The organism is Flavobacterium pectinovorum (assembly GCF_022802975.1).
Lineage (GTDB): Bacteria > Bacteroidota > Bacteroidia > Flavobacteriales > Flavobacteriaceae > Flavobacterium > Flavobacterium pectinovorum_B.
On the sequence record NZ_JAFEVZ010000018.1, the window covers coordinates 1 to 24,275 of the forward strand.

22 protein-coding genes are annotated in these 24,275 nt (G+C 34.9%); 9 read left to right on the top strand and 13 right to left on the bottom strand.

Going from position 1 to position 24,275, the window contains the following annotated elements; all coding sequences use genetic code 11:
* From FLV_RS18755 to FLV_RS18785, 7 genes are all read left to right on the top strand, one after another.
* Positions 1–224, top strand: a 224-nt coding sequence (locus FLV_RS18755; RefSeq protein ID WP_243236249.1) for a RagB/SusD family nutrient uptake outer membrane protein, incomplete at its 5' end; no start/stop codon positions are given.
* Between the two features lie 166 nt (positions 225–390).
* Entirely contained in the window at positions 391–1,515 is a 1,125-nt protein-coding gene (locus FLV_RS18760) for a glycoside hydrolase family 88 protein (protein WP_243236250.1), read from the top strand.
* Between the two features lie 180 nt (positions 1,516–1,695).
* A complete protein-coding gene (locus FLV_RS18765) occupies positions 1,696–3,258 on the top strand; it encodes a DUF4955 domain-containing protein (RefSeq protein WP_243236251.1) in 1,563 nt (520 codons plus the stop codon).
* An 11-nt stretch (positions 3,259–3,269) separates the two neighbouring features.
* The gene (locus FLV_RS18770) at positions 3,270–4,751 is read left to right on the top strand and encodes a sulfatase (protein ID WP_243236252.1); all 1,482 of its coding nucleotides are present in this window, start codon (positions 3,270–3,272) and stop codon (positions 4,749–4,751) included.
* A gap of 23 nt (positions 4,752–4,774) precedes the next feature.
* A complete protein-coding gene (locus tag FLV_RS18775; protein ID WP_243236288.1) occupies positions 4,775–5,557 on the top strand; it encodes a gluconate 5-dehydrogenase in 783 nt (260 codons plus the stop codon).
* Between the two features lie 71 nt (positions 5,558–5,628).
* Positions 5,629–6,759: a DUF4861 family protein gene (locus FLV_RS18780; RefSeq protein ID WP_243236253.1), complete on the top strand. Its 1,131-nt coding sequence runs from the start codon at positions 5,629–5,631 to the stop codon at positions 6,757–6,759.
* Positions 6,760–7,202: 443 nt separating this feature from the next.
* On the top strand, positions 7,203–9,266 hold the full coding sequence (locus FLV_RS18785) for a histidine kinase dimerization/phosphoacceptor domain -containing protein (RefSeq protein WP_243236254.1): 2,064 nt from the start codon (positions 7,203–7,205) through the stop codon (positions 9,264–9,266).
* A gap of 90 nt (positions 9,267–9,356) precedes the next feature.
* Here the strand turns inward: FLV_RS18785 and FLV_RS18790 are convergent, their stop codons facing one another.
* Positions 9,357–10,175, bottom strand: a complete 819-nt coding sequence (locus tag FLV_RS18790) for an alpha/beta fold hydrolase (RefSeq protein WP_243236255.1) — start codon at positions 10,173–10,175, stop codon at positions 9,357–9,359.
* Between the two features lie 102 nt (positions 10,176–10,277).
* On the bottom strand, positions 10,278–11,216 hold the full coding sequence (locus tag FLV_RS18795; RefSeq protein ID WP_243236256.1) for a ring-cleaving dioxygenase: 939 nt from the start codon (positions 11,214–11,216) through the stop codon (positions 10,278–10,280).
* A gap of 310 nt (positions 11,217–11,526) precedes the next feature.
* Between FLV_RS18795 and FLV_RS18800 the strand changes: the two genes are divergently transcribed.
* On the top strand, positions 11,527–13,110 hold the full coding sequence (locus FLV_RS18800; RefSeq protein WP_243236257.1) for a sigma-54 interaction domain-containing protein: 1,584 nt from the start codon (positions 11,527–11,529) through the stop codon (positions 13,108–13,110).
* Between the two features lie 27 nt (positions 13,111–13,137).
* Here FLV_RS18800 and FLV_RS18805 read toward each other — a convergent pair whose 3' ends face one another.
* The 11 genes from FLV_RS18805 to FLV_RS18855 form a co-directional block, all read right to left on the bottom strand.
* Positions 13,138–13,488: a hypothetical protein gene (locus FLV_RS18805; RefSeq protein ID WP_243236258.1), complete on the bottom strand. Its 351-nt coding sequence runs from the start codon at positions 13,486–13,488 to the stop codon at positions 13,138–13,140.
* Positions 13,485–14,102, bottom strand: coding sequence for an alpha/beta hydrolase (locus tag FLV_RS18810; protein WP_243236259.1), 618 nt, complete (start codon positions 14,100–14,102; stop codon positions 13,485–13,487). Before FLV_RS18810 ends, FLV_RS18805 begins: the two co-directional genes overlap by 4 nt.
* Before the next feature lie 272 nt (positions 14,103–14,374).
* Positions 14,375–14,665 (bottom strand): GNAT family N-acetyltransferase, encoded by a 291-nt coding sequence (locus tag FLV_RS18815; RefSeq protein ID WP_243236260.1) that lies wholly within the window; start codon positions 14,663–14,665, stop codon positions 14,375–14,377.
* A gap of 111 nt (positions 14,666–14,776) precedes the next feature.
* Positions 14,777–16,132 (bottom strand): sigma-54-dependent transcriptional regulator, encoded by a 1,356-nt coding sequence (locus FLV_RS18820; RefSeq protein ID WP_243236261.1) that lies wholly within the window; start codon positions 16,130–16,132, stop codon positions 14,777–14,779.
* A 272-nt stretch (positions 16,133–16,404) separates the two neighbouring features.
* Positions 16,405–17,070: a YoaK family protein gene (locus FLV_RS18825; protein WP_243236262.1), complete on the bottom strand. Its 666-nt coding sequence runs from the start codon at positions 17,068–17,070 to the stop codon at positions 16,405–16,407.
* Positions 17,071–17,077: 7 nt separating this feature from the next.
* Positions 17,078–17,551: a Dps family protein gene (locus FLV_RS18830; RefSeq protein ID WP_243236263.1), complete on the bottom strand. Its 474-nt coding sequence runs from the start codon at positions 17,549–17,551 to the stop codon at positions 17,078–17,080.
* 187 nt (positions 17,552–17,738) lie between these two features.
* Complete coding sequence (locus FLV_RS18835; RefSeq protein WP_243236264.1) at positions 17,739–18,173, bottom strand: DoxX family protein; 435 nt, start codon at positions 18,171–18,173, stop codon at positions 17,739–17,741.
* A 10-nt stretch (positions 18,174–18,183) separates the two neighbouring features.
* Positions 18,184–20,070 carry an amidohydrolase gene (locus FLV_RS18840; RefSeq protein WP_243236265.1) on the bottom strand — a complete coding sequence of 629 codons (1,887 nt, stop codon included), beginning with the start codon at positions 20,068–20,070 and terminating at the stop codon, positions 18,184–18,186.
* Positions 20,071–20,088: 18 nt separating this feature from the next.
* Positions 20,089–20,370, bottom strand: coding sequence for a hypothetical protein (locus FLV_RS18845; RefSeq protein WP_243236266.1), 282 nt, complete (start codon positions 20,368–20,370; stop codon positions 20,089–20,091).
* A 196-nt stretch (positions 20,371–20,566) separates the two neighbouring features.
* Positions 20,567–21,883 carry an alginate export family protein gene (locus FLV_RS18850; protein WP_243236267.1) on the bottom strand — a complete coding sequence of 439 codons (1,317 nt, stop codon included), beginning with the start codon at positions 21,881–21,883 and terminating at the stop codon, positions 20,567–20,569.
* A 126-nt stretch (positions 21,884–22,009) separates the two neighbouring features.
* Positions 22,010–22,642 (bottom strand): hydrolase, encoded by a 633-nt coding sequence (locus FLV_RS18855; RefSeq protein ID WP_243236268.1) that lies wholly within the window; start codon positions 22,640–22,642, stop codon positions 22,010–22,012.
* A 959-nt stretch (positions 22,643–23,601) separates the two neighbouring features.
* On the opposite strand from FLV_RS18855, the gene FLV_RS18860 reads away from it, so the two are divergent.
* Positions 23,602–24,144: an RNA polymerase sigma-70 factor gene (locus tag FLV_RS18860; RefSeq protein WP_243236269.1), complete on the top strand. Its 543-nt coding sequence runs from the start codon at positions 23,602–23,604 to the stop codon at positions 24,142–24,144.
* Positions 24,145–24,275: the final 131 nt, after the last annotated feature.

Sequence of the window (24,275 nt, forward strand, 5' to 3'; positions counted from 1 at the left end):
GTTTTGAAGGATTGCGTAAAATGGATTTAATTCGTTGGAATAAGTTTGTTGCAACAATGAATTCAGTAGGTGCCGAAATAGGCGCCAATACAAATGCAACTGCGCAGCAATATGGCGGTTTAGGAGGTAAAAGTGTTACAGCAAGAAATTTGTTGTTTCCTATTCCTTCTTTAGAAATATTGTCTAATAAAGCATTAACGCAAAGTGAACTCTGGTTACAATAAAAATAAATCCGGAAGAGCATTTCTTCCGGTTTTTTAAATAATTCCCGAAATTGCATTTTGAAAGAAACAAACTCATAACAATTAAAAAATGAAAAAAATCATATTAGTATTCCTGTGTTTTTTTAGCCTTTTCAGTTTTGCTCAAAAGTCAAAGGATTATGCTGCAATGAAAAAAATAATTGCTAATAATTTTGCTTTTGCTGCAAAGCAATACCAATATCTGGAGAAGGCTACGCCTGTAGATTCCATGCCCAAAACGTTTAAAGATAATCGTCATGTTAATTCGGATGTTTATTGGTGGTGTAGTGGTTTTTACCCGGGAACACTTCTATATATTTATGAGTATACTAAAAAGCCCTTGATTCTGGATGAAGCCAAAAAAAGACTGGCAATTTTAGATACGGTAAAATATTTTACTAAAAACCATGATTTAGGTTTTATGATGTTTTGCAGTTTCGGAAACGCTTATCGCCTGACAAAAAATGAAGAATATAAAAAAGTAATTCTGGAATCTTCAAAATCACTGGCAACCCGATATCGTCCGGATGCCAAGGTGATCCAGTCCTGGGAAATTACCGATGGCGGATTGAGGCAAAAAGGTTTTGTTGGCCCGGTTATTATTGACAATATGATGAATATTGAAATGCTGGAATGGGCAAGCCAGAACAGTACCGATAAAAGTTTTGCAGACATAGCCAGAAATCATGCAAACAGCACCATAAAAAATCATTTCAGGCCTGATTACAGCAGTTATCATGTACTGGATTATGATTTAACCACAGGAGAAGTCCGCAAGAAAGTTACAGCACAAGGTTTTTCAGATTCGAGTGCATGGAGCAGGGGACAAGGATGGGCATTATATGGTTACACGATGATGTACCGTTTTACAAAAGATCCGACTTATTTAAAACAGGCACAGGGAATTGCAAAATTTATACTGAATCATCCAAATTTACCTGCTGATAAAGTTCCGTACTGGGATTTTGATGCTACGGAAATTCCTAATGCTTTGCGTGATGTATCTGCTGCATCAGTTTATGCATCAGCATTGTTAGAGTTAGGGCAATATACTTCAGGAGAAGAAAAACAAAATTACGTCGATGTTGCCAAAACCATTCTGAAATCATTATCGGGCTCAAAATATCGTGCTCAGTTAGGTACGAATGGCGGATTTTTATTGATGCATAGTGTCGGTTCGATTCCGCATAAAAGCGAAATTGATGTTCCGTTAACGTATGCCGATTATTATTTCCTGGAAGCATTATTACGTTATAAAAAGTGGTATTTATAAATTGTTTGGTTAACTATTTCAATACATAAGGATAGCTTTTAAATTGCTAAAGGTTTTTTGCTGGTCTCAATCTATCTATAATTTTAGCTGAAAATTATAATTTAAAGCTATCTTCTATGTGTTGAATAAATTGCATTATGCTGTTTTAAAGGATGTACGGTTTATACTAAAAACGATAAGATGTATAATTTTAATAAAAAACATATTCGAACAGGGTTTATTGCAGCTTTGAATTTGTTTGCTGTCACATTATCGGCTCAGCAAGAATCCAAAATATTTGAAGATTACAAGAAAGACAAGACCCTTTTGCCTGATTTCTCTTATGCGGGTTACCACCATGGCGAAAAGGCAATTCCGAATGTAACTAACTATAAAATCTTTGATGTTACTTCTTTTGGAGCAAAACCAGATGACAGGATTTCTGATAAAGCAGCCATTCAAAAAGCAATTGACGCTGCGAATAAAAACGGTTCGGGAATTGTTTTTTTTCCGAAAGGGAGATTCTTAGTTAATGAAGATGGCGATCCTGCTAATTCTATTATTTCAAAAAAAGGGCATATTGTTTTCAGAGGAAGCGGCTCCAGGAAAGGAGGAACAGAGTTGTATATGAAAAACGCTCTTCCACCCGCTGATCCTTCTAAAATGTGGACAGTTCCGCCGTTATTTATTTTTGGCAGTGGTGGTTCTGATAAAAAAATAGGTGAGGTTACGCAGGCAGCTTCTATTGGGGAATTCACTATAAAATTAAATACCACCGAAGGTCTGGCAGAAGGTGATTGGATTGTTATAAAATTACTTGATAACAATAAAGACTTAATTGCATCAGAATTAAAAAACAATAAAGTTGAACCGGAATGGACTTATCTTCTAGAGAAAGGAATCGATGTCAAAGTTTTTTATCAGATTAAAAATATAGAGAAAGATGCAGTAACACTTTTTGCACCTGTTTCGTATACAATTGATCCGAAATACAAATGGGAAGTTTACAAATTCGCCAACAGTGAAGAGGTTGGGATCGAAGATATTGCATTTGTGGGTAACTGGACAGAAAAATTTGTTCACCACCGTTCCTGGAAAGACGATAGCGGTTTTACGATGCTGAATATTAGAAGAAACACTAATTCATGGATGAAAAATTGCCGTTTTACAGATTGTAGTGTCGCAGCAACAATTGCACAAAGCGCTAATATTTCTGTTTTAAATTGTAAAATTGATGGAAACGCAGGCCATCAGGCGATAAATTCGAATGGATCTACAAATGTGTTGATTGCAAATTGTGTTGATGAGGCTTCACAATGGCATTCTTTTGGTTCATCACATGGAGCTATGAATACGGTAATTTGGAGATGTAAATATCCTTCGACTACTTGTTTTGAGTCACATTCGAGCCAGCCCAGAAATACATTACTGGATAATGTCGAAGGCGGTTTAATGAATGGCCGTGCAGATGGTGCAAAAGAAAATATGCCCAATCATATGCAGGGTCTGGTGCTGTGGAATTACAAACAAACGAATGAAGCTGTAAAAGATTTTGAGTTTTGGCCTTCTCCGGAAGTATTTGAATGGTGGAGAATTCTTAATCCAATAGTGGTTGGTTTTACAAGCAAGGGTACGACTTTTAAAATGGAACAGATCGGACAGTCAGAATCAATTGGTCAAGCTGTTGAACCCGCTTCATTATATTTGGCTCAACTGAAATTAAGACTGAAAAAGCTGCCAAAATGGATTCAGGAAATTCAATAAAAAAGATAATTATGAAACAGATAAAATACAGTTTTTATACTAAATTTTTCTTTTTAGGTGCAATCGTATTTGGGCTTTCGGCTTTTGCACAAAATAAATCTAAGTCTAAAAAAGCACCCAATTTGCTGATTATTTTAGCTGATCAATGGAGAGGTCAGGCATTGGGATTTGAAGGAAAAGAGCCGGTTATGACTCCTTTTTTGGATGATTATGCTAAAGAAAGTCTGGTGCTGGGACAAATGGTGAGTAACTATCCGGTTTGTTCTCCGGCAAGGGCGATGCTCATGACAGGCCAGTATCCGATAAAAAACCATGTGTACAGTAATGTAAATTCTTCATCAGCGCCTTTTGGAATTGAATTACAACATGACGCTGTTTGTTGGTCTGATGTTTTAAAGGCAAATGGATATTCTAACGGATATATTGGAAAATGGCATCTTGATTCTCCTTACAAACCTTATATCCCGACATCAAACAATATTGGCCCGGTAGCCTGGAACGAATGGACTTCGCCGGATAAAAGACATGGTTTTGACTATTGGTATGCTTATGGAACGTATGATGAACATGACAGGCCAATGTATTGGGATACCAATGATAAAAGAGATGATTTTAAATACGTGAATCAATGGGGGCCCATTCATGAAGCGGATAAAGCACTGGCTTTTTTCAAAAATGAAAGCGGGAATATCCGTAAAACGGATGCTCCTTTTTCACTAGTCGTTTCAATGAATCCACCACATTCGGAATACCAGACTGTTCCAAAAAACTATTATGATTTATACAAGGATGTTCCTTTGGAAGATTTAGTAAAAGATCCTAATATTCCGCCAGCAGGAACAGAATTAGGCGATCAGTACCGAAAAGATGTTCGTTATTACTATGCCAATATCACGGGAGTTGATGAACAGATAGGCCGAATTCTGCAGGGCTTAAAAGATCAGAAACTGGATGAAAATACTATTGTGGTTATTATGGCCGACCATGGAAATTGTCTCGGGAAACATTCCGAAATATCCAAAAATAACATTTTTGAAGAGTCATTAAGAATTCCCTTTATCGTTAATTGGAAAGGTCATATTCAGCCAAGAAAGGACAATGTATTCTTAGGAAGTCTTCCCGACATTTATCCAACCCTTCTGGAATTAATGGGAATGAAAGGCAAAATACCTAAAAATTTAGATGGTAAAAGCTTCGCAAAATACTACCTGAACGGAAAAGGAGAAAAACCAAAAGAACAATATATTTTGGGAGCGATTGTCAGTAATAATGTTGATATGAATACCGGTTTCAGAGGGATTCGTACAAACGATTACAAACTGGCTTTTGTGAAGAAAAAAGGTAAAGGCGAATATGTATTATACGATTTAAAAGCAGATCCTTTTGAACTGACTAATATTTATAAACCGGATTTACCAATTGTGAAAAAATTACAGCCTGTTTTATTTCAATGGATTGAAAAAACAAAAGACGGCTTTGTGATAGATAAATAATGCAAACAATAATAACAACTACAATGAATTTATTTGATTTAAAAGGAAAGAAAGCAGTAATTACAGGCGGAATCCATGGTTTAGGAATGGCTATGGCAGAAGGATTGGCACAAGCAGGAGCCGAATTAATTATAACCAATAATACTTTGGAGCCTCTGGAAACTGCAATTGAATATTATAAAAGTAAAGGGTATAAAGCGACAGGTTATGTTTTTGATGTAACGGATGAAGTCGAAGCTGAAAAGCAAGTAGAAGCCATGGAAGCTGCACACGGTCAAATAGATATTTTGGTTAACAATGCCGGAATTATCATGCGTGTAATGGCTATTGATATGAAAGTGGAAGATTTCCGAAAAGTAATTGATGTTGATTTGGTTGGTGTATTCATCATGTCAAAATTGGTTGCCAAAGGAATGATTGCAAGAAAGGCAGGAAAAATTATCAATATTTGTTCTATGATGAGCGAACTGGGGCGTGATAATGTGAGCGCGTATGCTTCTGCAAAAGGAGGTTTAAAAATGCTGACAAGAAGCCTTGCTACTGAATGGGCAAGACATAATATTCAGGTTAACGGAATTGGCCCTGGTTATTTTGCAACCTCACAGACAGAACCAATTCGTGTTGATGGTCATCCGTTTAATGAGTTTATTATCAGCAGAACACCTGCAGGGCGTTGGGGAGATCCGGAAGACCTTGCCGGAACAGCTGTGTTTTTAGCTTCAGACGCAAGTAACTTTGTTAACGGACAGGTTATTTATGTAGACGGAGGAATTCTTGCAACCATTGGGAAACCTTCTAATGAATAATAAACCTCAGTTTCTACTGATATTACTTTAAAATAGCAGTAGAAATTATCTCAAAATTTCACCTTTATATCATGAAAAACACTAAATGCATTTCTTTATTTTTCCTTTTGTTGCCATTAATACTTTTGTCCCAAAATAAAGCAGCTATCGAAATCCAAAATAACTCAGATTTAGAAAGAAATGAAACGGTAGTGGCTGTTAAATGGGAAACAGTCTTATCTCATTTTCCTCAAATAGATACTTCAAATTTTGTGGTAATTAATGCTGCGACAAAAAAACAGATTCCGTATCAATTAGAACATAAAGGGCTTCGGGGAATTCAAAATTTATTGGTACAGGTAAGTGTTAAAGCAAAAACCACTCTTCGTCTTTTTGTACAAAAAGGAAAACCTAATTTGGTTGAAACGAAAACCTATGCCCGTTTTGTACCCGAACGTAAGGATGATTTTGCATGGGAAAATGATAAAATAGCTTTTCGAACCTACGGAAAAGCTATTGAAAATACCAACGAAGATGCTTATGGTTTTGATGTTTGGGTAAAAAGAACCGATAAAATGGTGATTAACGAACGTTACAAAATAGGGAATTACCACAAAGACAATGGCAACGGAATGGATTATTACCATGTTGGTCACACATTAGGTGCCGGCAACATGGCTCCTTATATTAAAGATACGATTCGCTATTCTGCCAATTATCATCAATGGAAAGTATTAGACAACGGTCCGTTACGCACTACTTTTCAGCTTGTTTATGACGAATGGAATGCAGGCGGTATAAAAGTAAAAGCGGTAAAAACCATTTCTCTCGATGCCGGATCTCAGCTAAATCGCGTAGAAAACGTATATACTTTTGAAGACAATAAGCCTATGCCGGTTGTGGTCGGAATTATTAAAAGACCAGGACCTGGTATTATTTCATTAGATGAACAAAAAGGAATTACAGGTTATTGGGAACCAACGGTTAAAGAAGACGGCACAACAGGTGTTGGCTCAATTCTGACTACTCCTGTAAAAAATATGCTTGTAAATAACGAGCAGATATTAGCAGTTACAGAAGTAACAAACAATGAACCAATCGTTTATTACACAGGTGCTGCGTGGGATAAAGCAGGTAAAATCACAAACTCAGTTCAATGGTTTGAGTACCTGAATCGTTTTTCACAAGAGTTGAAAAATCCTATGTTGGTAAGTTTGAAATAAAGGGAGTTATTGTTATTAGAAATCGAAAACTATATTGTCTTTTGTTGGATAAGCTTCAATTAATGAAAATAAAAGAGATAAATTCTTTGATATGTATTGTTCTAAAAAAGTTATTAGATAAAAATAAATTTTAAATTGCTTAAAAACTTTTATTTGATTCTGACTGATGCAACAGAACCTTTAAAACGTATTACTTTTGTAATCAGTTTTTCAAAAGCTTTTTTATTTTAATGATTTATACTTAACACATGACCCTGCGTTATATTTTAGCTTGTTTTTTGTTGTTCTTCATACTAAATTGGAATTGCTATTCGAATAGGTATGCTTATAGTAATAACTCTTTAAAAAATCAGGGAAGTTCTTTTCAGGTGACGTCAAAAATTAAATATTTTCTGCAGCGTGGTACCCATTTTCTGTATAAACCTGAGAGTTTCAAAGCAGATATGGACAGTGCAAGATTTAATTTTAATAAAGCTTCTATTCTAAGTCAAAAAATTAAAAATCAGGATTTAATACATGAATGTTTATTTTATTATGGTGAAGTTTTATTTGAAGAAAATAATTACACCATGGCTATAAAAAACTTTGATAAAATTATAGCGTTCTACCAAAAAAACAATCGGTTCGAAAAAGAAGCAAAAATGTGGGAAGTATTGGGAGCACGATTATTCTGGAAATTCCCCCGATCCTTTAACACTTTAGAAAAATCAGCAAATTATTTTGATAAGGCAAGTCTGCTTTATAAGAATCTTGGGCTTCAGGAAAAGTATGCTTATGCCGTAAAAAGTAAAGCAGATGCACATTTAAATCAGGGAAGGCTGGATTTAGCAGAGAAAGAGCTGCTTCAGGTTTTGGATATTTACAATAAAATTGGATATAAAAAACTGCATTTTACATACGATCTTCTTGCCGATACGCAACGTCTTAAAGGTGATCTTGGTAAAAGTCTTAACTACTCATTGCTCTGTGTTAAAAGCATGGAGAGTACAGGCGATTATAGATTTGCCCCCGATTTTTATGAACAATTAGCGGTGGCTTACAAAGATTTGGGTAATCATCAACTCAGTATAGAATTATTAAAAAAAGCCATATCCATTTTAAAATCTGATAAAGAAGCAGACTTTGCTAATCTATATGAGTTTACAGACCTACTAAGCAAAGAACTGTGCGAAGTAAATCAACATAAAGAAGCCTTACATCAGGTTCAAAAAATTATCAAAGAATATCCTCCTAAGGAAAATGTACATAAAGCCCGCATTTTAGGATCGTTGGCTTATTGTTATAATAAGAATAAGCAAGTTGAACTGGCTGAGTCTAATTATTTAAAAATGATTCACTTGTATGAAAAGAAAGGCCATGGGTTTTATATCATTAATTTATCCGAGGCTTATTTTCAATTGGGAAAGTTTTATCAGGAGCATAAAAAATATGAAAAGGCAAAAAACAATTTTGAAAAATCACTTAATTTTTCAAAAGGAATTGTAGAACTTAATCAAGTAAAAGAAGCTAATCTATACTTATTCAAGATAGATTCCGTTCAGGGAAAATATTTTTCGGCAATAAAATATTTTCAAAAATATAAAAATCTTAATGATTCTATTTTTAATGAAAAAAAGAACAAGCAAATAGAAGAACTGCAAATTTTATACGGTTTAGAAAAAAAAGAAAAAGAATTTTCTAATCTAAAACTTGCCATGGATGCTGAAAAAGAAAAAACCACCCAGGCTCAAAACATGATAAAATTTGGAGCTGGTATTGTACTGCTTCTTTTGGCTTGTATTGTTGTTTTCTGGAAAGGTTATCAGTCTAAACAAAAGAATAACAAACTTCTCATAAGTCAAAAAAACGAAATTGATCAAAAAAACAGTGCGCTTCAGAAGTTAGTATCCGAGAAAGAATCGCTTATGAAAGAGATTCATCACAGGGTAAAAAACAATCTGCAGATCGTAATGAGTCTTTTGAGTTCCCAGTCTAATACCTTAAAAAACAAGGAAGCTTTTGATGCCATTCAAAAAAGTCAGCAAAGATTGTACGCGATCTCTCTTTTACATCAAAAATTATATAAGACTGATATTGTGCGCGAAATCGAAATGAAAAATTATATTGATGATTTACTACATAATTTCGCAGATACTTTTGATCTGGAAAATCGTATCCATTTTGAAATAGAGGTTGAGGCTATAGAGCTGGATGAAGCCCAGGCTGTATCTGTCGGATTAATTTTAAACGAAACGGTTACGAACAGTATTAAACACGCTTTTCCTGACAAGAACCAGGGAACTATTGCTATTGTATTTAAATCTCAGGATAGTAATAAAATACTATTTCAAATTAGCGATAATGGTATTGGATTGCCGGAAGACTTTTGTTTTGATGCTTCTTCAACATTAGGTATCAGCTTAATTAAAGGATTAGCCGAACAACTGGATGGGGAAGTGTCTTTTATTAATGATAATGGATTGACAGTGCGGGTTGAATTTATTAGAAGTCTTGTTTTGAAACAATAACTAATTTTTGAGACCTGAAACAGTCGATTTCTAGCGTAAAAAAAGCTGCCTAAAGGATAGACAGCTTTGATGGATATTAGTATTTAAAATTTAAGAACGGATAAATTCCAAAATATCATTATTGATTGTTGAAGCCTCAGTAGTAGGCATTCCGTGTGAGAAGCCCGGGTAGCCAATTAACTTTCCGTTTTTCAAGAGTTTAACCGCTTTGGGTGCCTGTGCGAAAGGTACGATCTGATCATCTTCGCCATGTAAAACAAGGACAGGAATTTCGACACTTTTAAGATCTTCTGTAAAATCAGATTCAGAGAAAGCTTTAACTCCTTTATAATGAGCCAATACAGAACCCATCATTCCCTGGCGCCACCAGTTGTGCCTGATTCCTTCTGATATAACTGCACCTTCACGGTTCCATCCGTAAAACGGAATTGGAAAATCATAATAATACTGCGTTCTGTTAAAACCGGCATTCTGACGGATTTCATCAAAAACAGACAAAGGAACACCATCAGGATTATTATCATTTTGAATCATTATAGGTGTTACTGCACTAATTAAAACAGCTTTGGCAACACGGTCTTTTCCATATTTTGCCGTATAGCGAATAACTTCACCGCCACCAGTTGAATGTCCAATGTGAATAGCATCTTTTAAGTCAAGTGCTTCAGCCAGCTCTGCAACATCTGCTGCATAAGTTTCCATGTCATTCCCTTCAGAGCTTTGACCTGAACGTCCATGTCCTCTGCGGTCATGCGCAATTACCCTGTATCCTTTCTGAAGAAAAAACAGCATTTGTGCATCCCAATCATCACTCGATAAAGGCCATCCGTGGTGAAAAACAATTGGCTGTCCTGTTCCCCAGTCTTTGTAATAAATCTCAGTTCCGTCTTTTACTGTAATCGTACTCATGGTTTTTGATTTTAGATTAATAATTTTATGGTTTAGATTTTAAACCAACGATATAATGAATTATGTAAGCATTCTATTTTAAGATGTCTCGAAATATTGAAATCAGTTAATTTTAACTAAATGAGCTTCAATAGCAGCTCTTTGGGATTCATACTGTGCAGGAAGCTTTAAGTTCAGACCTAATTCTTCCAGACTTTCATCTACAGTAAATCCGGGATTATCTGTTGCAATTTCAAACAAAACACCGCCCGGTTCTCTAAAATATAGGGAGTGAAAATATTGTCTGTCGATTTGCGGAGTAATCTGCAATCCGTATTCTTCGATTTTTTCTCTAAATTTCATTAAAACTTCGTCATTCGGTACACGGAAAGCTACGTGATGAACAGTTCCGTTAGCATTTAAACCACGTTTTTCTTCAGGTAATTCTACCAAGTCAACAATAGCGGCATTTTCTACAGCATCTGTTGCGTAACGATAACGGTTTACATCCTGATCAATCAGTTTATAACCAAATATTTCAGTTAAGACAGCAGCAGTTGGTTTAATATCGTTTAATGTCAGCGTAATGTTATGAAAACCTTTTGTTGCCACAGCTGCTTTTACTTCATCAGTTTCCCAGGCTTTTCTGTTATCATCTGTTTTAGATTCAATTAGCTCTAATTTTAATCCGTCCGGATCTAAGAAAGTCAGGTATTTTTCTCCAAATTTTTCAGACGGTTTATTGTAGATCACATTGTATTGCTCAAAACGTTTCTGCCAGAAATCAAGACTTCCTTTTGGAACAGAATATCCGATTTCAGTAGCCATTCCGGAACCTTTTCTGCCTTGCTGGATTCCTTCTCCCCAAGGAAAAAAGGTTAAAATTGTTCCTGCGCTTCCTACTTCATCACCAAAGTAAAAATGATAGGTTCCCGGATCGTCAAAATTCACCGTTTTTTTGATAAATCGTAATCCTAAAATTTTTGAGTAAAAGTCAAAATTGCGTTTGGCGTCACCTGCGATTGCGGTAATATGGTGTAAGCCTAAAATTGTATTTTCCATGGTATGTTTTTTAATTGTTATTAATTTCTTTTACAAAATTACTTCGGTTACAGCTGCCTGTCGATTAATCTGGATTAAGAAATAAAAACTGCAATATTTTCTACAGGCATGCTAATAGCCAAATAATATTCCATTTGTTTCAATGGCTTATTTATCAGGTTTTTTAGTACGAAATCATTATTTAAATTATACGATATATCGTAATTTTATAAATTTAAAGTTTACAGAATTACAAAAATGATTGCCGTTTAACAGAAGCTATTTCTTAAATTTACCCTGCTGTTACTAAATATTACACCAATTACTACTTATGGAAAAGCCAACTGATAAAACTGCCATCATGATGAACCGGCTGCAGGAAAGAGAAAGAGAACAAATGCTGATTTTATCGATTTGTAAAACACTTTCTCAGGCTTTAAACAAAGAAGAATTTAGTGCTATTGTAATTGATGCTCTAAAAGAACAATTTCAGTTTGATGATTTTCTTTTGGCATCTTCCAGTGAAAATGAAACCGAATATGAAATTTTCTATCAATTTTCAAAGAAGAATGTTGCTTCAAAAAGATATATTTTGAAGGATGGTTTTTTTGATGTCTGTATGGATTCTGCTGATACTGTTCTTTTTGATTTAAAATCTACCGATAAAAAAAATCAGTTTCCTGATTATATTGTTGAGGTCATCGGCAAAGGTTTTAAAGAAGGAATAGGAATTTGTCTTCCTTACATTAAAGGAAACAGAAATGTCCTTTTTCTTTTCTTCAAAAACGTTAAAATTTTTAGCAGGGAATCTAATCGAATTTTAAATGGAATTGCATTACAGCTTTCCATTATGGTTAGGAATATTATGCTGACTCAGGAATTTGAACATCTTAAAACAGAATTAAAAACCTTTAAAAATACTGATTTACCAAAAACAGAAGAGCCAGTAAAAAATGAAGGCTTTCAAGGAATTATAGGCATCAGTGACGCTATGCAAAGCGTTTACGAATTGATTGCACAAGTTGCACCGTCTGAGTCTACTGTTTTGATTTTCGGAGAAACGGGAACAGGAAAAGAACTTGTGGCAAGTGCCATACATAATTTATCGCCGGTTTCAAAAAATACAATGATTAAGGTTAATTGTGCTTCCATTCCTGAAAATTTAATTGAAAGCGAATTATTCGGACATGAAAAAGGTGCTTTTACAGGAGCAACAGCACAAAGAATAGGGAAGTTTGAACAGGCAGAAAACAGCACATTGTTTTTGGATGAAATAGGGGAGCTGCCTTTAGAATTGCAGGGGAAATTACTCCGGGTTTTACAGGAAAAAGAAATAGAAAGAGTAGGTGGAAATAAAACAATAAAGGTGAATGCAAGAATAATTGCTGCGACCAATAAATCGCTTGAAAATGAAGTTGCCGAAAAAAGATTTAGAAGTGATTTATATTATCGTTTAAATGTTTTTCCAATTCTGTTGCCGGCATTGCGTGATCGAAAAGAAGACATTCCGGTTTTAGCTGATTTTTTCCTGGCAATACATGCTGAAAAAATCGGAAAAAAAGTGAAAGGTTTTTCTAAAAAAATCCTGAACAGTATGATTGCTAATGAATGGCCGGGAAATGTAAGGGAATTAGAAAATATGATTGAAAGAAGTATTTTGTTTGCACAAGAAGAGACAATCAAAGAAATGACTTTTTCGGAGATTTTTACAACAGAATCTACTATTTCAGAAACGGATTTTTGCACTAAAACATTACAGGAGGTAGAGAAAGAATATATACTGAAAATCGTAAAAAAATGCAACGGAAGAATTTCAGGGCCACAAGGTGCTGCTGTTCTTCTGGGGCTTCCATCAACAACCTTGATATCCCGAATGCAGAAATTGGGTATTAAAAAAGAACATTTTATTGATTAGTTTATTTCGAAACTCCTTTTTGGTCCTTTATAATTTTATAAATATTGACTTTCGTGGTTTGGGTTCACTATTTTTTGTTTTGTGACCTTTTCCGGTAGTATCTTCTACCAATAAAATGGAACCGGTATTAAATGTTCTTTTTTCTCCCAATGAAGTTTCGATTTCTACACCGCCATCCAGTAAAACGATATATTGACGGTCCGGAGCATTATGAAAATCGTAATCATAAGAAGGGCTGACTTCTCTAAAAACAATAGATTTTACAGGCTCATCCTCAGATAAAAAGCCAATATCACCATTATTTTTCAACGGAACTTCGAAGTCTTCAAAATGACTTTCTCCATTGGAGTCGCTGTAGACACGGGTGATTGTAATCATTTATTGAAAATTAATGCGTTGGCACAATTTATTTCGTCCTGACTGATGGTATGCCCCATATTTGGGTAGATTTTTTTAGTAACATCTGCGCCCATTTTTGTCATAAGCACTTCAGTATCATTGACTCTTTCTACAGGAACATGAAAATCAGGATCACTTGTTCCGATGAAAACCGGAGTGTTTTCGAAATTTCCGGAATAGTGGTTCTCATAAACCTGATCACCGATAAGGCCGCCTGTAAAAGCTACAATTCCGCCATATTTGGCTGCGTTTCTGGTTGTAAACTCCAATGCAAGGCAAGCTCCTTGTGAAAAGCCTAAGAAATAAATATTTTCTTTTTCGATTCCGTTTTGCTGTATCGCTACCACAATCTGATGTATTGCTTCTAATGATTTGGAAAACGAAGGTTCATTTTCGTTCAGAGGCGCTAAAAATGAATACGGATACCAGGTTCTGTTTTCGGCCTGAGGAGCAATTAATGCAAATTTTTCAACCTTAAGATGTTTCGCAATCGAAAGAATATCATGAGCGCCGGCACCACGACCATGAATCAAGATTAAAGCTTTTTTCGCTTCGTTTAAAGGAATACCGTCTGTTAAAATTTCTGTATTCATGACTTTTATATTTTAATTACTTAGTTTGATGAATTAATTTTTCAATACTAAAAATCTGCATTATCTGTCAAATCTGCGAGAGATAATTTTACGCATAGATTTTTTCTCGCAGATTTAAATGGATTTTAGCAGATTTACACAATCTTGTCATTTCGACCGGAGGGAGAAATCACAAGCGGGATTCGACAAAGATTGGATTCACTTTGTGGAGCTACTAGTGTGATTTCTCCCTCCGGTCGAAATGACAAACTGGAACGATAAATCAAAGTGGATTACTTCTTCCAGATATCTTCATATTCATCCGGATGTCTTTTAAATTGTGCGTGAACATACGGGCAAAGCGGTAAAACCATTAAATTGTTGGCGCGGACATAGGATACCATTTCGTCCAGAAGTTTTTTAGCGTAACCTTTTCCTTCTGCTTCCAGTTCAACTCCTGTGTGATAAACCGTCAATAGATCAGGTTTTATGCTTACGGTCATTTCGCCCAATTTTTTATCATCAACATAGAGATTAAATGCACCGTGTTTTTTCTCGTCTAATTCCAGTTTGATTATTTCCATAATATTTTGTTTTCTATATTTTGTGACATTTAACCGCAAAGGCGCAAGTTCAGCGCAAAGTTCGCTAAGTCTTTTTTCTTTCTTCTTTTCTCTATTTTAAATCAAAAAAAATTAATTATATCCTTGTTTTATACCTAATTTTTTCATTTTTGAATACAACGTTTGTGGCTGCATTTTTAATAATTCTGCTGCACCTCCCGAACCGGAAACTTTGCCGTCACAAAGAAAGAGCGCATTCATGATATGTTCTTTTTCCATTTCTTCCATAGACTTCATTTTTCCGGTATGCTGAACTGAAGGATTTGGGTTTGAAGGGAGATCAAACTTTTCAATTTCATTTGTTTTGGCAAGCAGTACGTGTCTTTCAATCAAATGTTCCAGTTCCCGAATATTTCCCGGCCAATCGTAACCTGTTAATTGTTCTAAGGCTAAAGGACTGATACCATTGATGTTTTTTCTTGAACTTGCTGCGTACTTTCTTAAAAAATGATTAGCCAGCGCTTCAATATCTTCCTTACGCTCTTTTAATGTTGGCAATTGTATTGGAAATACATTCAAACGATAATACAAATCAAGTCTGAAACGTCCTTCTGCAACTTCTTTCTCCAGGCATCTGTTGGTTGCCGCTACAATACGAACATTGATTTTAATGGTTTTATTGCCTCCAAGCCGCTGAATTTCTTTTTCCTGCAACACTCGTAATAACTTTACCTGAGAATCTAGTGGTAATTCACCTATTTCATCCAGAAAAATAGTTCCGTCATTTGCTTGTTCAAATTTTCCGATTCGGAGTGAATTGGCACCTGTAAAAGCTCCTTTTTCATGTCCAAAAAGTTCAGATTCTATTAAGGAATGTGGTAGAGCAGCACAATTAACCACAACAATCGGCTTAGATTTATGCTTAGAATGTTCATGAATCGAATGTGCGACCCTTTCTTTACCTGTTCCGCTTTCGCCTAAAATAAGAACAGAAGTTTCTGCAGGAGCTACAATTTTTATTTTTTCAATTACTTCTTTTAAAAGCGGGCTTCCGCCTATGATTCCGTCAATTTCCTGAATTTCAGTATCAATTGTTTGCTTACTTAAAGTTCCTTTTTCTTCATTAAATCGGTATTTGGCAATATCAAGCATGACAATAAGATCTCTTTCCCGAAAAGGTTTCACCATAAATCCGTAGGGATGTGTTGCTTTAACCGCTTCAAGAGTAGTCTGGTTGGTGTTTGCCGAAATATAAAGAAAAGGCAGTTGCATTTCACGGAGTTCCCAGGCTAAATCAATTCCTGTCAAAGTACCTTTTAACATAATGTCAAGCAAAATCCAGTCAGGTCTTTTATCCTCTATTAATTTTCGAGCCTGAACCACAGAAGAAGCAATTCCGATTACCTGATAATCCGCTTTTTGCAGCATGATTTTTAAATCATTTGCTACAATAAATTCATCCTCAACTATTAAAATTTTCTCCTTCATTATGTTCTTTGTCTTTTTACGAATTTCAGGTAAGTTTAAAATCTAAATTATATTCAATTTTATATGATTTTCAGTATATTACTACTATTTATTTCAATAATTACGTGAATATTACCAATTTACATAATTATTAAATTTCATTCAGGGAATTTTTTTTCGCCATCATAAAAAAACAGAAAAAGCATTTTATTTTTGATAGAAAAAATAAGACTGATTTTAGCATTTAAAGATACTATATTATCAGAAATCTGCAATTCGAAATCCCCGTTTGTCTAAGGCTTCCGGTGGAATAAATAGCAAATAATCATGGCTGCTCCCGGAAGAATTAAAGTTCCCAATCCAAAAAACTTTCCTGCAACAGCTCCTAAAAAACAGCCCGTAAGAAATCCGATAATGGTTACTAATTGCTTTTTAAAACTAAGCAATACATCAACATCCTTTAATCCATTTTTTAATAAATTTCCTAAATCCAGAGAAGCCTGAGTTACGTTTCCGGTCATCATGGTAGTCGGTCCGTGTGTTTCTTTTGCGTAAAGCTTTCCAAAAGCATTCTGAAGTCCCATAGCGAATACGGTTGTCATAGCAACTGAATACATTGTCCATTCTGAAAAATGCTCCAAATAACCGAAAACATACGAAGCAATTCCGCTTAAAACCAGTAGAATACCTTCCCAAAACAGAATGGTGTAACGGTTTGTTGCTTTTAACGCAATTCTTCCTCCGGTAATTACAGCTATTATAAAAATTGGAAAAGTAAGCAGTTTCACCCACGCATGAATGTCTGAACCTTTGATGATTTGATAAGCAAAGACAATAAAGTTCCCCGTAACATGTGCTGAAAATATCGAATCGGCAGCTACAAAAGTTACGGTATCACAATACCCTGCTATGATGGTCAGCAGCAGGGTAACGTACCAGATATTTGTTTTAATTTCCATAATTTTTTTATTTCAGGTGTGCACGAAGCATCCATGCCATTTTTTCGTGATTTTCTAAAAGTCCGGTTATAAAATCGCTTGTTCCGGCATCTTGTAATTCATTTGCGATACTGTTAATGTTTTCGCGCAGGTAAATAATGATACTCTCATGATCCAGAAGTAATTCCTTTATGAAGCCATCGCTGTCGTTTTTCTCTTTTAGTTCTTCTGTAAGATGTGTAAGCGCTAAAAAATCTTTGAGTGTTGCAGGCGCATAATGCCCTAAAGATCTGATTCTTTCTGCCACATTATCTACAATTTCATCAATCGTATCATATTGCTGTTCAAAGAAAAGATGTTTGTTATAAAAATCAGGACCTTCAACGTTCCAGTGTGCTCTTTTTGTTTTTGTGTAAAGTACAAATTCGTCTGCAAGAACTTTTGCTAATACATCTGCAACTTTTGAGATGTTTTCTTGTGTAATTCCGATGTTTGCTTTCATTTTAAAGTAGGTTTAATAAATTAAGTGTAATCGTTAATAAATCAAACACATAGAAACATAGTTTTTCTTTTATTTTGAACAAGGCTACAGAAAAAAACTAGTTTCTCACGCATAGATCTTATGTTTATTTAAATAAAGTGAAACGCCTAATTATACGCCCAAAAATCTATGTTTCTATGTGTTTAAATTAATTGTTTATTAATGTTAATAAATAATAATCAAGTGAATAAGTTCCTGCGCCAAGTGCAAGAAGGAGTAATAGAGATAAAGTGTACATGTACGGAACATCTCGCACTTCGGGAGAATCGTTTCTATGAACGACAAAATAGCCAATCGCTGTTACGCCAATTGTTGGCAAAACAGCAAGACGTGTTCCGAGTCCAAGGATGATAAAAAACGGAATTACAGTATCTGAAAAAGTGGCGACTAATGCGTTTAATTTTTCCGGAAGATGCAACGGATTCGGAACCTGTTCTTTTTGTCCATTTTGAATTCTGAACTTCTTCATTCCGTGTACTCTGAATAACTCAATTGCAAGTAAAACTCTAAATACTAAAAGTGCTCCATTATTGAATGAATTTCCTAAATCGGAATACAGAATTTGTTTTATAATTTCAATCATTTCTTTAAATTTAGAAGGCAAAACAAGAGCAGCCCAATGCGCCCCAGAATGCGTTATAATTATTTACCGGTACATTGCTCATTCTGGCAATATCGTGACTATGCGCATGAACATCACAACTTCCGCTGCAGCTGTGAATTTGAGCAGTAAGTTTTGGTTTTGCATCAGCTTTTGCATTTTTTTCAATAGCACTTTGCAAACTGCTTCTTACCGGATAACCGTTGTAAATGTTTGTTGGTGACCAGTCCGGTAAAATTGGGATATGAGGAGGTGAGAATGATGAAAAATCTCCATTAGCATACACAATTTTTCCATCTACAATGGTTAAATCAGCTTCGATTTTTTTGATGTCTTCATCGTTAATTGTAAAATAATCGCGATCCAGAACCACTAAATCGGCAAACATTCCTACTTTAATGTCTCCTTTTTTTGCTTGTTCCTGCGAAAACCAGGCACTTCCTCTGGTGTAGAGTTCTAAAGCGGTTTGTCTGTTCAATCTCGTTTCAGTGTATAATTGTAAACCTCCAATAGTTTTTCCAACCGTCATCCAGTACATAGAAACCCAAGGATTGTAACTGCTCACACGTGTAGCGTCTGAACCTGCACCAACAGGAACTTCCATTTCGATCATTTTTTTAATTGGCGGTGTATTTTCAGCTGCTTTTGCTCCGTAGCGGTCTGTAAAATATTCTCCCTGATAGGCCATTCTGCTTTGTACTGCAATTCCGCCTCCCAGGGCTTTTACACGTTCGATGTTTCTTTCGTCAATAGTTTCGGCGTGGTCAAAAATCCACGGAAGTCCGTTGAAAGGAACATCCTGATTTATTTTCTCAAAAACATTCAAAAATCGGGTAATGCTTTCGTTGTACGTTGCGTGAAGTCTGAATGGCCATCGATTTTCTACTAAAAGGCGGACTACTTTCTCTAATTCAGCTTCCATGTTTTCAGGAAGATCGGGTCTTGGCTGAAGGAAATCTTCGAAATCTGCAGCAGAAAAAACCAGCATTTCGCCCGCTCCATTATGACGGTACATATCGTCTCCCTGATATAATTTTACGGTATCAATCCAGTCGTTGAAATCTTCAAATTCGTGTTTTGGTTTTTGAGTGAAAAGATTATAGGCGATTCTTACAGTTAATTGTTTCTTTTCGTTTAATTCATTCACTACTTTATAATCATCCGGAAAGTTCTGAAATCCGCCTCCCGCATCAATCACACTGGTGATTCCGAAACGGTTTAGTTCTTTCATAAAATGACGTGTCGAATTGATTTGATGTTCGTAAGAAAGCGTTGGCCCTTTTGCTAAAGTCGAATACAAAATCATCGCATTTGGAGTGGCAATAATAAGCCCGGTTGGTTCTCCGTTCGAATCGCGTTCGATATGTCCTCCGGGAGGCGCAGGCGTATTTTTGTTGTAGCCAACTGCCCTTAACGCAGCTCTGTTCATAATTGCTCTGTCATACAAATGCAGAATAAAAACAGGAGTTTCCGGAGCAATGGCATTGATTTCTTCTAAAGTTGGCATTCTGCGTTCAGCAAACTGAAATTCAGACCAGCCTCCAACGACACGAACCCATTGCGGATTTGGAGTACGATCGACCTGCTCTTTCAGCATTCGAAGCGCATCTGCCAAAGAAGGAACACCGTCCCAGCGTAATTCCAAATTGTAATTTAAACCACCGCGAATAAGGTGAATGTGCGAATCGTTGATTCCGGGAACGACTCTTTTGTTTTGAAGGTCGATTATTTTGGTTTCTTCAGAAGCAAAAGTCATAATGTCGCTGTCATCTCCAACAGCAATAAATTTTCCGTCTTTGATTGCGACCGCAGTAACATTTGGAGTTTCAGCATTGAAACTGTGAATTTTACCGTTGAATAAGATTAAATCTGCTTTCATAATTTGATTATTTAAGTTTTAGATTTGTGATTTTAGATTTGTAAGAAGCAGGGCAGGAGGGATACAGATGTAACTTTCTGTATAATGAAAAACGCAGGCTAACTTTAAAGATGCTTCTGTTACAGACGGTTCGTGAACCTTTCTGTTTACTACAATTATGTCTACGTTTCCCCAATTAACAGCAGAACCAATTGAAGCAGTTTTAGCAGAAGCAATATTAGTCTGTAAGCCTGCGAATGTCATAATCAAAAGAAACAGATAAGAATATTTGAATCTGTACACTGAAGTATTTGTTTTCATTGGTAATTTTTTTGATTAGCATTTAATCATATAATGTTTAAACACATAGATAGACATAGATTTACATGAAATAAATAAAAAAGAATATGAAAGGAAACTAGTTTCTCACACATAGCTATGTGTATTGATGCAAGTGAAACGCTTATCTATAGGTTAAAAACAAGCTATGTTTCTATGTGTTTAAATAATTTTGTTTTTAAAATTTGAATCCGAGTCTGGTATTAAAGAAAACACCGTCTTTAGAATTTGGAATAACGTCGTTGATAAAAGCACCTGTTTTAAAATACTGGATACCGCTTACAACCGAAATAAATCGGTTTGCGCTATACGTAAAATTGGCTAAATAGGCAGTTCCGATATATCTTTCTTCAGAATCGCTTCCGCGGAGGTTCAGCATTCCGCTGGGTCTGTAAACTCCGTCCTGTACTGAATATCTCCAGTTAAAAACCACATCGATCTGCATTTTAAGCTTCGGAATCAAGTCTACAGTAGCATACGGATGAATATCGATAAGGTTTACCGGACCAATCTGAGGACTAAAGCCAAAATAACCTCCTTTCGGATACAGCGGATTGAACGTTTGGAGATTTCCGTTGCCTTGATTTTTATCTCCTGAGATATAATCATTTCGCAGATTTATGGTCGGTTTGAATTTTATATTTTCAAAAGAATAACCAATATCAATAGATCCTGTCCAGGCATTTATATTTCCTGAACCGAAGGTTCCAAACTGATATGCTGCTTCAAGATTGTAAATAAAACCGTTACCGTATTTCCAAAATCTTGTTCCCAGAGTATGTCTTCTTTCAGCTTCAATTCCTTCTTCAAAAAGAGAGGTATCTTTTCGAAATCCGAGATAATAAAAATCAAAATTTCCTGTTTTTGGAAATATCATTTTAGAATAAGCTCCCCAAAGATTGAGTTGTTCAGATATTTTATTATCGAAAACACCGGTATAAATATCATCTGCCATTACAGCAAATACATCAACCGATAATTTTGCAGACCAATACATTACTTTTCCTCCTGTAAAATACAGTCTCGCATTTGGGCCTTCTCTTACTGAAATTAATCTTCCTGATCCATAATCTAATTCCTGTCTCCCAGCACGTACTGTTATTTTTTTGTCTTGTTGCTTCCATACATTCACATCCAAAAATAAATTCTGAACATTTAGCTGATCTTCATCAATGCCACGGGCTCCATTGGTACGGCCGTCTTCTAAGGCACTTCTTAATTGTGCAAACACTCTAAAAGTTTTTCCAAAATGAATATCGGCATGAAGATCATAGCGCTGCAACAGGAAATTATTTTGACCTATATTTAATCTTCCCCAGTCTTCATTGTTGAAATCAACATATTCATATCGCGCTTCGCCTCCAAGAGACATGTAACTGTTTTTCTTTTCATTTAACGGAATAAATTTTAATCCTTCATAAAAATTTCGGTTTGAATCTTTTAGAATTTCATAATTTTCATCATACCGCAAAAGCTTAAAACTTTGAGCCGACACAATACTCCCTTTTAAAAGAAAAATGATAAAGATCCTTAGAAACTTAATTTTTACGGATATGGATTTTGATGATTCCAACATAATGAAGGATAAGGAATTTATAATAGTACAGATGAAACTACCTGATTAGTGTTTCAGCATATTGTGTGCATAGTGAATACCTAAACCGTATGCGCCGCCATGTTTTTTCATTAATGTTGTAACCGGTCCATAAGTTTCTTCACGTGCCCAGTCTCTCTGAAGTTCTAATAAATATTGAATTGATGTGATGGGCTGAACTCCAACCTGAATCATTCTTTGTATAGAACGCTCATGAGCTTCAGCGCTAACATCTCCGCAGGCATCTGTGATAACGTACACTTCGTAGCCTTCTTCAATAGCAGATAAAGCTGGTCCAACGATACAAACTCCTGTCCATAATCCTGCAAGAACTAATTTTTTCTTATTTGTACCTGTAATTGCTTTGTAAGCGTTTTCATCTTCCCAGGTATTCATGGTTGTACGGTCGATATATCCCGAAGTAGCGATTGGGTAAAATTCTTCAACCTCCGGAAAAACGGGGCCTGAAAAGCTTTCTTCTGCAACAGTTGTTACAATCGTAGCAACATTAAAAATTTTAGAAGCGCCACTGATGATGGCAACATTGTTACGCAATTCACTGATTGCAATATTGCTGGTTGCAAAGGCCATTTGTCCTTCAAAATCGATTAATACTAAAGCATGATTATCCGGTGATAATAAGTTAGCTGATGGTTTCATAAGTTTTAATTTTTAAAATTTACGATTTATTAATCGAATGAAGTGCCAAACTCTTAATTTGTTATTGAGCAAGGTGTTTGTGAAAATGAACGATACTAAAGCTTACGATATATCGTAATTTTATACCTGCGGAATATTTAGTATTTATTAGGTTTTGGGTAAAATACCAGTACGTAGCCTTTTCTTACTTTATTCTTATAGATCCAAAAGGATGTATTATTTCGGCTAATGCGCCCAGACCATCAGAAAAGTCGCTTTTAGAATTATTTAAATCATTAGGGATTTAATTTGATTGTTCTATTCAGCATAATTCTAAGGTAATTTTCACAGTTAGTGATATGAGATTTTAGATTTCTAACCTATTGAAATAGAATAAATATCAACAAAAAGTAATTTAAAGATGAGCAGTAATGCTCATCTTTTTTAAAAAATATTGCCTTAAAAGAATTAAAATGATTAAAAATTTAAATCAAAATATCATCTAATTAACCAAAGAAGGCTTAGGGATAAGAAATAGAGCAAGAATATTAGAAATATCAGCTGCAACGTTATGTAACATAATTTTTAATACATTTTCTAAGAGAAAATTTTATTATTTAATCTATTAATTCCATAGATAAATGTAATATTATATTGATACGTAAAAATAAAATTTAAATAATTTTCAAAATAAACTTTTTAAATATCTCATAAATTTGAACTATGTTTATTATCATTTGTATAGAATCACTACTCATAATTAGTTTGAAAATTATTGATTAAGAAGTTTTGGAGCTTACTTAAATTCATTTATTAATTACTGCCCGAACTTGTAGTTTGTTATAGTTAACAATTTGTTTTTATATATTAGCATCGTGTTAATTACAAATTAAGAATGCTATTATTTGATTTTACCTGTAAAGACTTCCTGTCAGGCAAAAAAAAACTTTAGTTAAAAGTATCATTAGAAAATAAAGGATATGCATAAGCTAACATTAAAAGAATATAACAATGTTTTCAAGAAGCAGTATCCAACCTTATGTACATTCTCCAACACGTATATTGATAATTTAGAAGTTTCAAAGGATATTGTTCAGGAGGTTTTTATAAAAATTTGGGAAGATCAAATAGAGTTTCAGGACGATAATACCATTAAATCCTACCTTTACACATCTGTAAAAAATAAATCTCTTAATTACCTTAAGAGCAAACAGTTCAAGGCTACTGAATCTTTTCCTTCTAAAGATATTGCAGAATTGGAAACAGACCCTTTTTATTTTCGGGAGGTTGCAATTTCTGAAACGGTAAAACTTGTAGAAAAGGCTGTAAATACACTGCCGGCGAAATGTGCACTTATCATAAAATTAAGCCTTCAAGGTTTAACTAATGCTGAAATAGCAGAAGAACTAGGGCTGACACTGCATACCATAAAAGCGCAGAAAAAAATTGCTTACAAACGTCTTAAACCTTTATTGAAGGAATCTTTTGTAATTATTGCATTTGTTTTTGAAATCAATAATTAGATTTTTACCTGAAAATTCATGTTAATATTGAGGAAAATTTAGTGTTTTGGATGATTGTGTGAAAAAAAGTATTTTTTTTTTGATTTTTTTTACCTCCTCATTTAATTTTTGTTGTCTTAGTAATAATTAAC

Bases quoted from the DNA above. Each gene is read 5' to 3' on its own strand.
- FLV_RS18760 (WP_243236250.1), top strand. From the start codon at position 391: ATGAAAAAAATAATTGCTAATAATTTTGCTTTTGCTGCAAAGCAATAC.
- FLV_RS18765 (WP_243236251.1), top strand. From the start codon at position 1,696: ATGTATAATTTTAATAAAAAACATATTCGAACAGGGTTTATTGCAGCT.
- FLV_RS18770 (WP_243236252.1), top strand. From the start codon at position 3,270: ATGAAACAGATAAAATACAGTTTTTATACTAAATTTTTCTTTTTAGGT.
- FLV_RS18775 (WP_243236288.1), top strand. From the start codon at position 4,775: ATGAATTTATTTGATTTAAAAGGAAAGAAAGCAGTAATTACAGGCGGA.
- FLV_RS18780 (WP_243236253.1), top strand. From the start codon at position 5,629: ATGAAAAACACTAAATGCATTTCTTTATTTTTCCTTTTGTTGCCATTA.
- FLV_RS18785 (WP_243236254.1), top strand. From the start codon at position 7,203: ATGGACAGTGCAAGATTTAATTTTAATAAAGCTTCTATTCTAAGTCAA.
- FLV_RS18790 (WP_243236255.1), bottom strand. From the start codon at position 10,175: ATGAGTACGATTACAGTAAAAGACGGAACTGAGATTTATTACAAAGAC.
- FLV_RS18795 (WP_243236256.1), bottom strand. From the start codon at position 11,216: ATGGAAAATACAATTTTAGGCTTACACCATATTACCGCAATCGCAGGT.
- FLV_RS18800 (WP_243236257.1), top strand. From the start codon at position 11,527: ATGGAAAAGCCAACTGATAAAACTGCCATCATGATGAACCGGCTGCAG.
- FLV_RS18805 (WP_243236258.1), bottom strand. From the start codon at position 13,488: ATGATTACAATCACCCGTGTCTACAGCGACTCCAATGGAGAAAGTCAT.
- FLV_RS18810 (WP_243236259.1), bottom strand. From the start codon at position 14,102: ATGAATACAGAAATTTTAACAGACGGTATTCCTTTAAACGAAGCGAAA.
- FLV_RS18815 (WP_243236260.1), bottom strand. From the start codon at position 14,665: ATGGAAATAATCAAACTGGAATTAGACGAGAAAAAACACGGTGCATTT.
- FLV_RS18820 (WP_243236261.1), bottom strand. From the start codon at position 16,132: ATGAAGGAGAAAATTTTAATAGTTGAGGATGAATTTATTGTAGCAAAT.
- FLV_RS18825 (WP_243236262.1), bottom strand. From the start codon at position 17,070: ATGGAAATTAAAACAAATATCTGGTACGTTACCCTGCTGCTGACCATC.
- FLV_RS18830 (WP_243236263.1), bottom strand. From the start codon at position 17,551: ATGAAAGCAAACATCGGAATTACACAAGAAAACATCTCAAAAGTTGCA.
- FLV_RS18835 (WP_243236264.1), bottom strand. From the start codon at position 18,173: ATGATTGAAATTATAAAACAAATTCTGTATTCCGATTTAGGAAATTCA.
- FLV_RS18840 (WP_243236265.1), bottom strand. From the start codon at position 20,070: ATGAAAGCAGATTTAATCTTATTCAACGGTAAAATTCACAGTTTCAAT.
- FLV_RS18845 (WP_243236266.1), bottom strand. From the start codon at position 20,370: ATGAAAACAAATACTTCAGTGTACAGATTCAAATATTCTTATCTGTTT.
- FLV_RS18855 (WP_243236268.1), bottom strand. From the start codon at position 22,642: ATGAAACCATCAGCTAACTTATTATCACCGGATAATCATGCTTTAGTA.
- FLV_RS18860 (WP_243236269.1), top strand. From the start codon at position 23,602: ATGCATAAGCTAACATTAAAAGAATATAACAATGTTTTCAAGAAGCAG.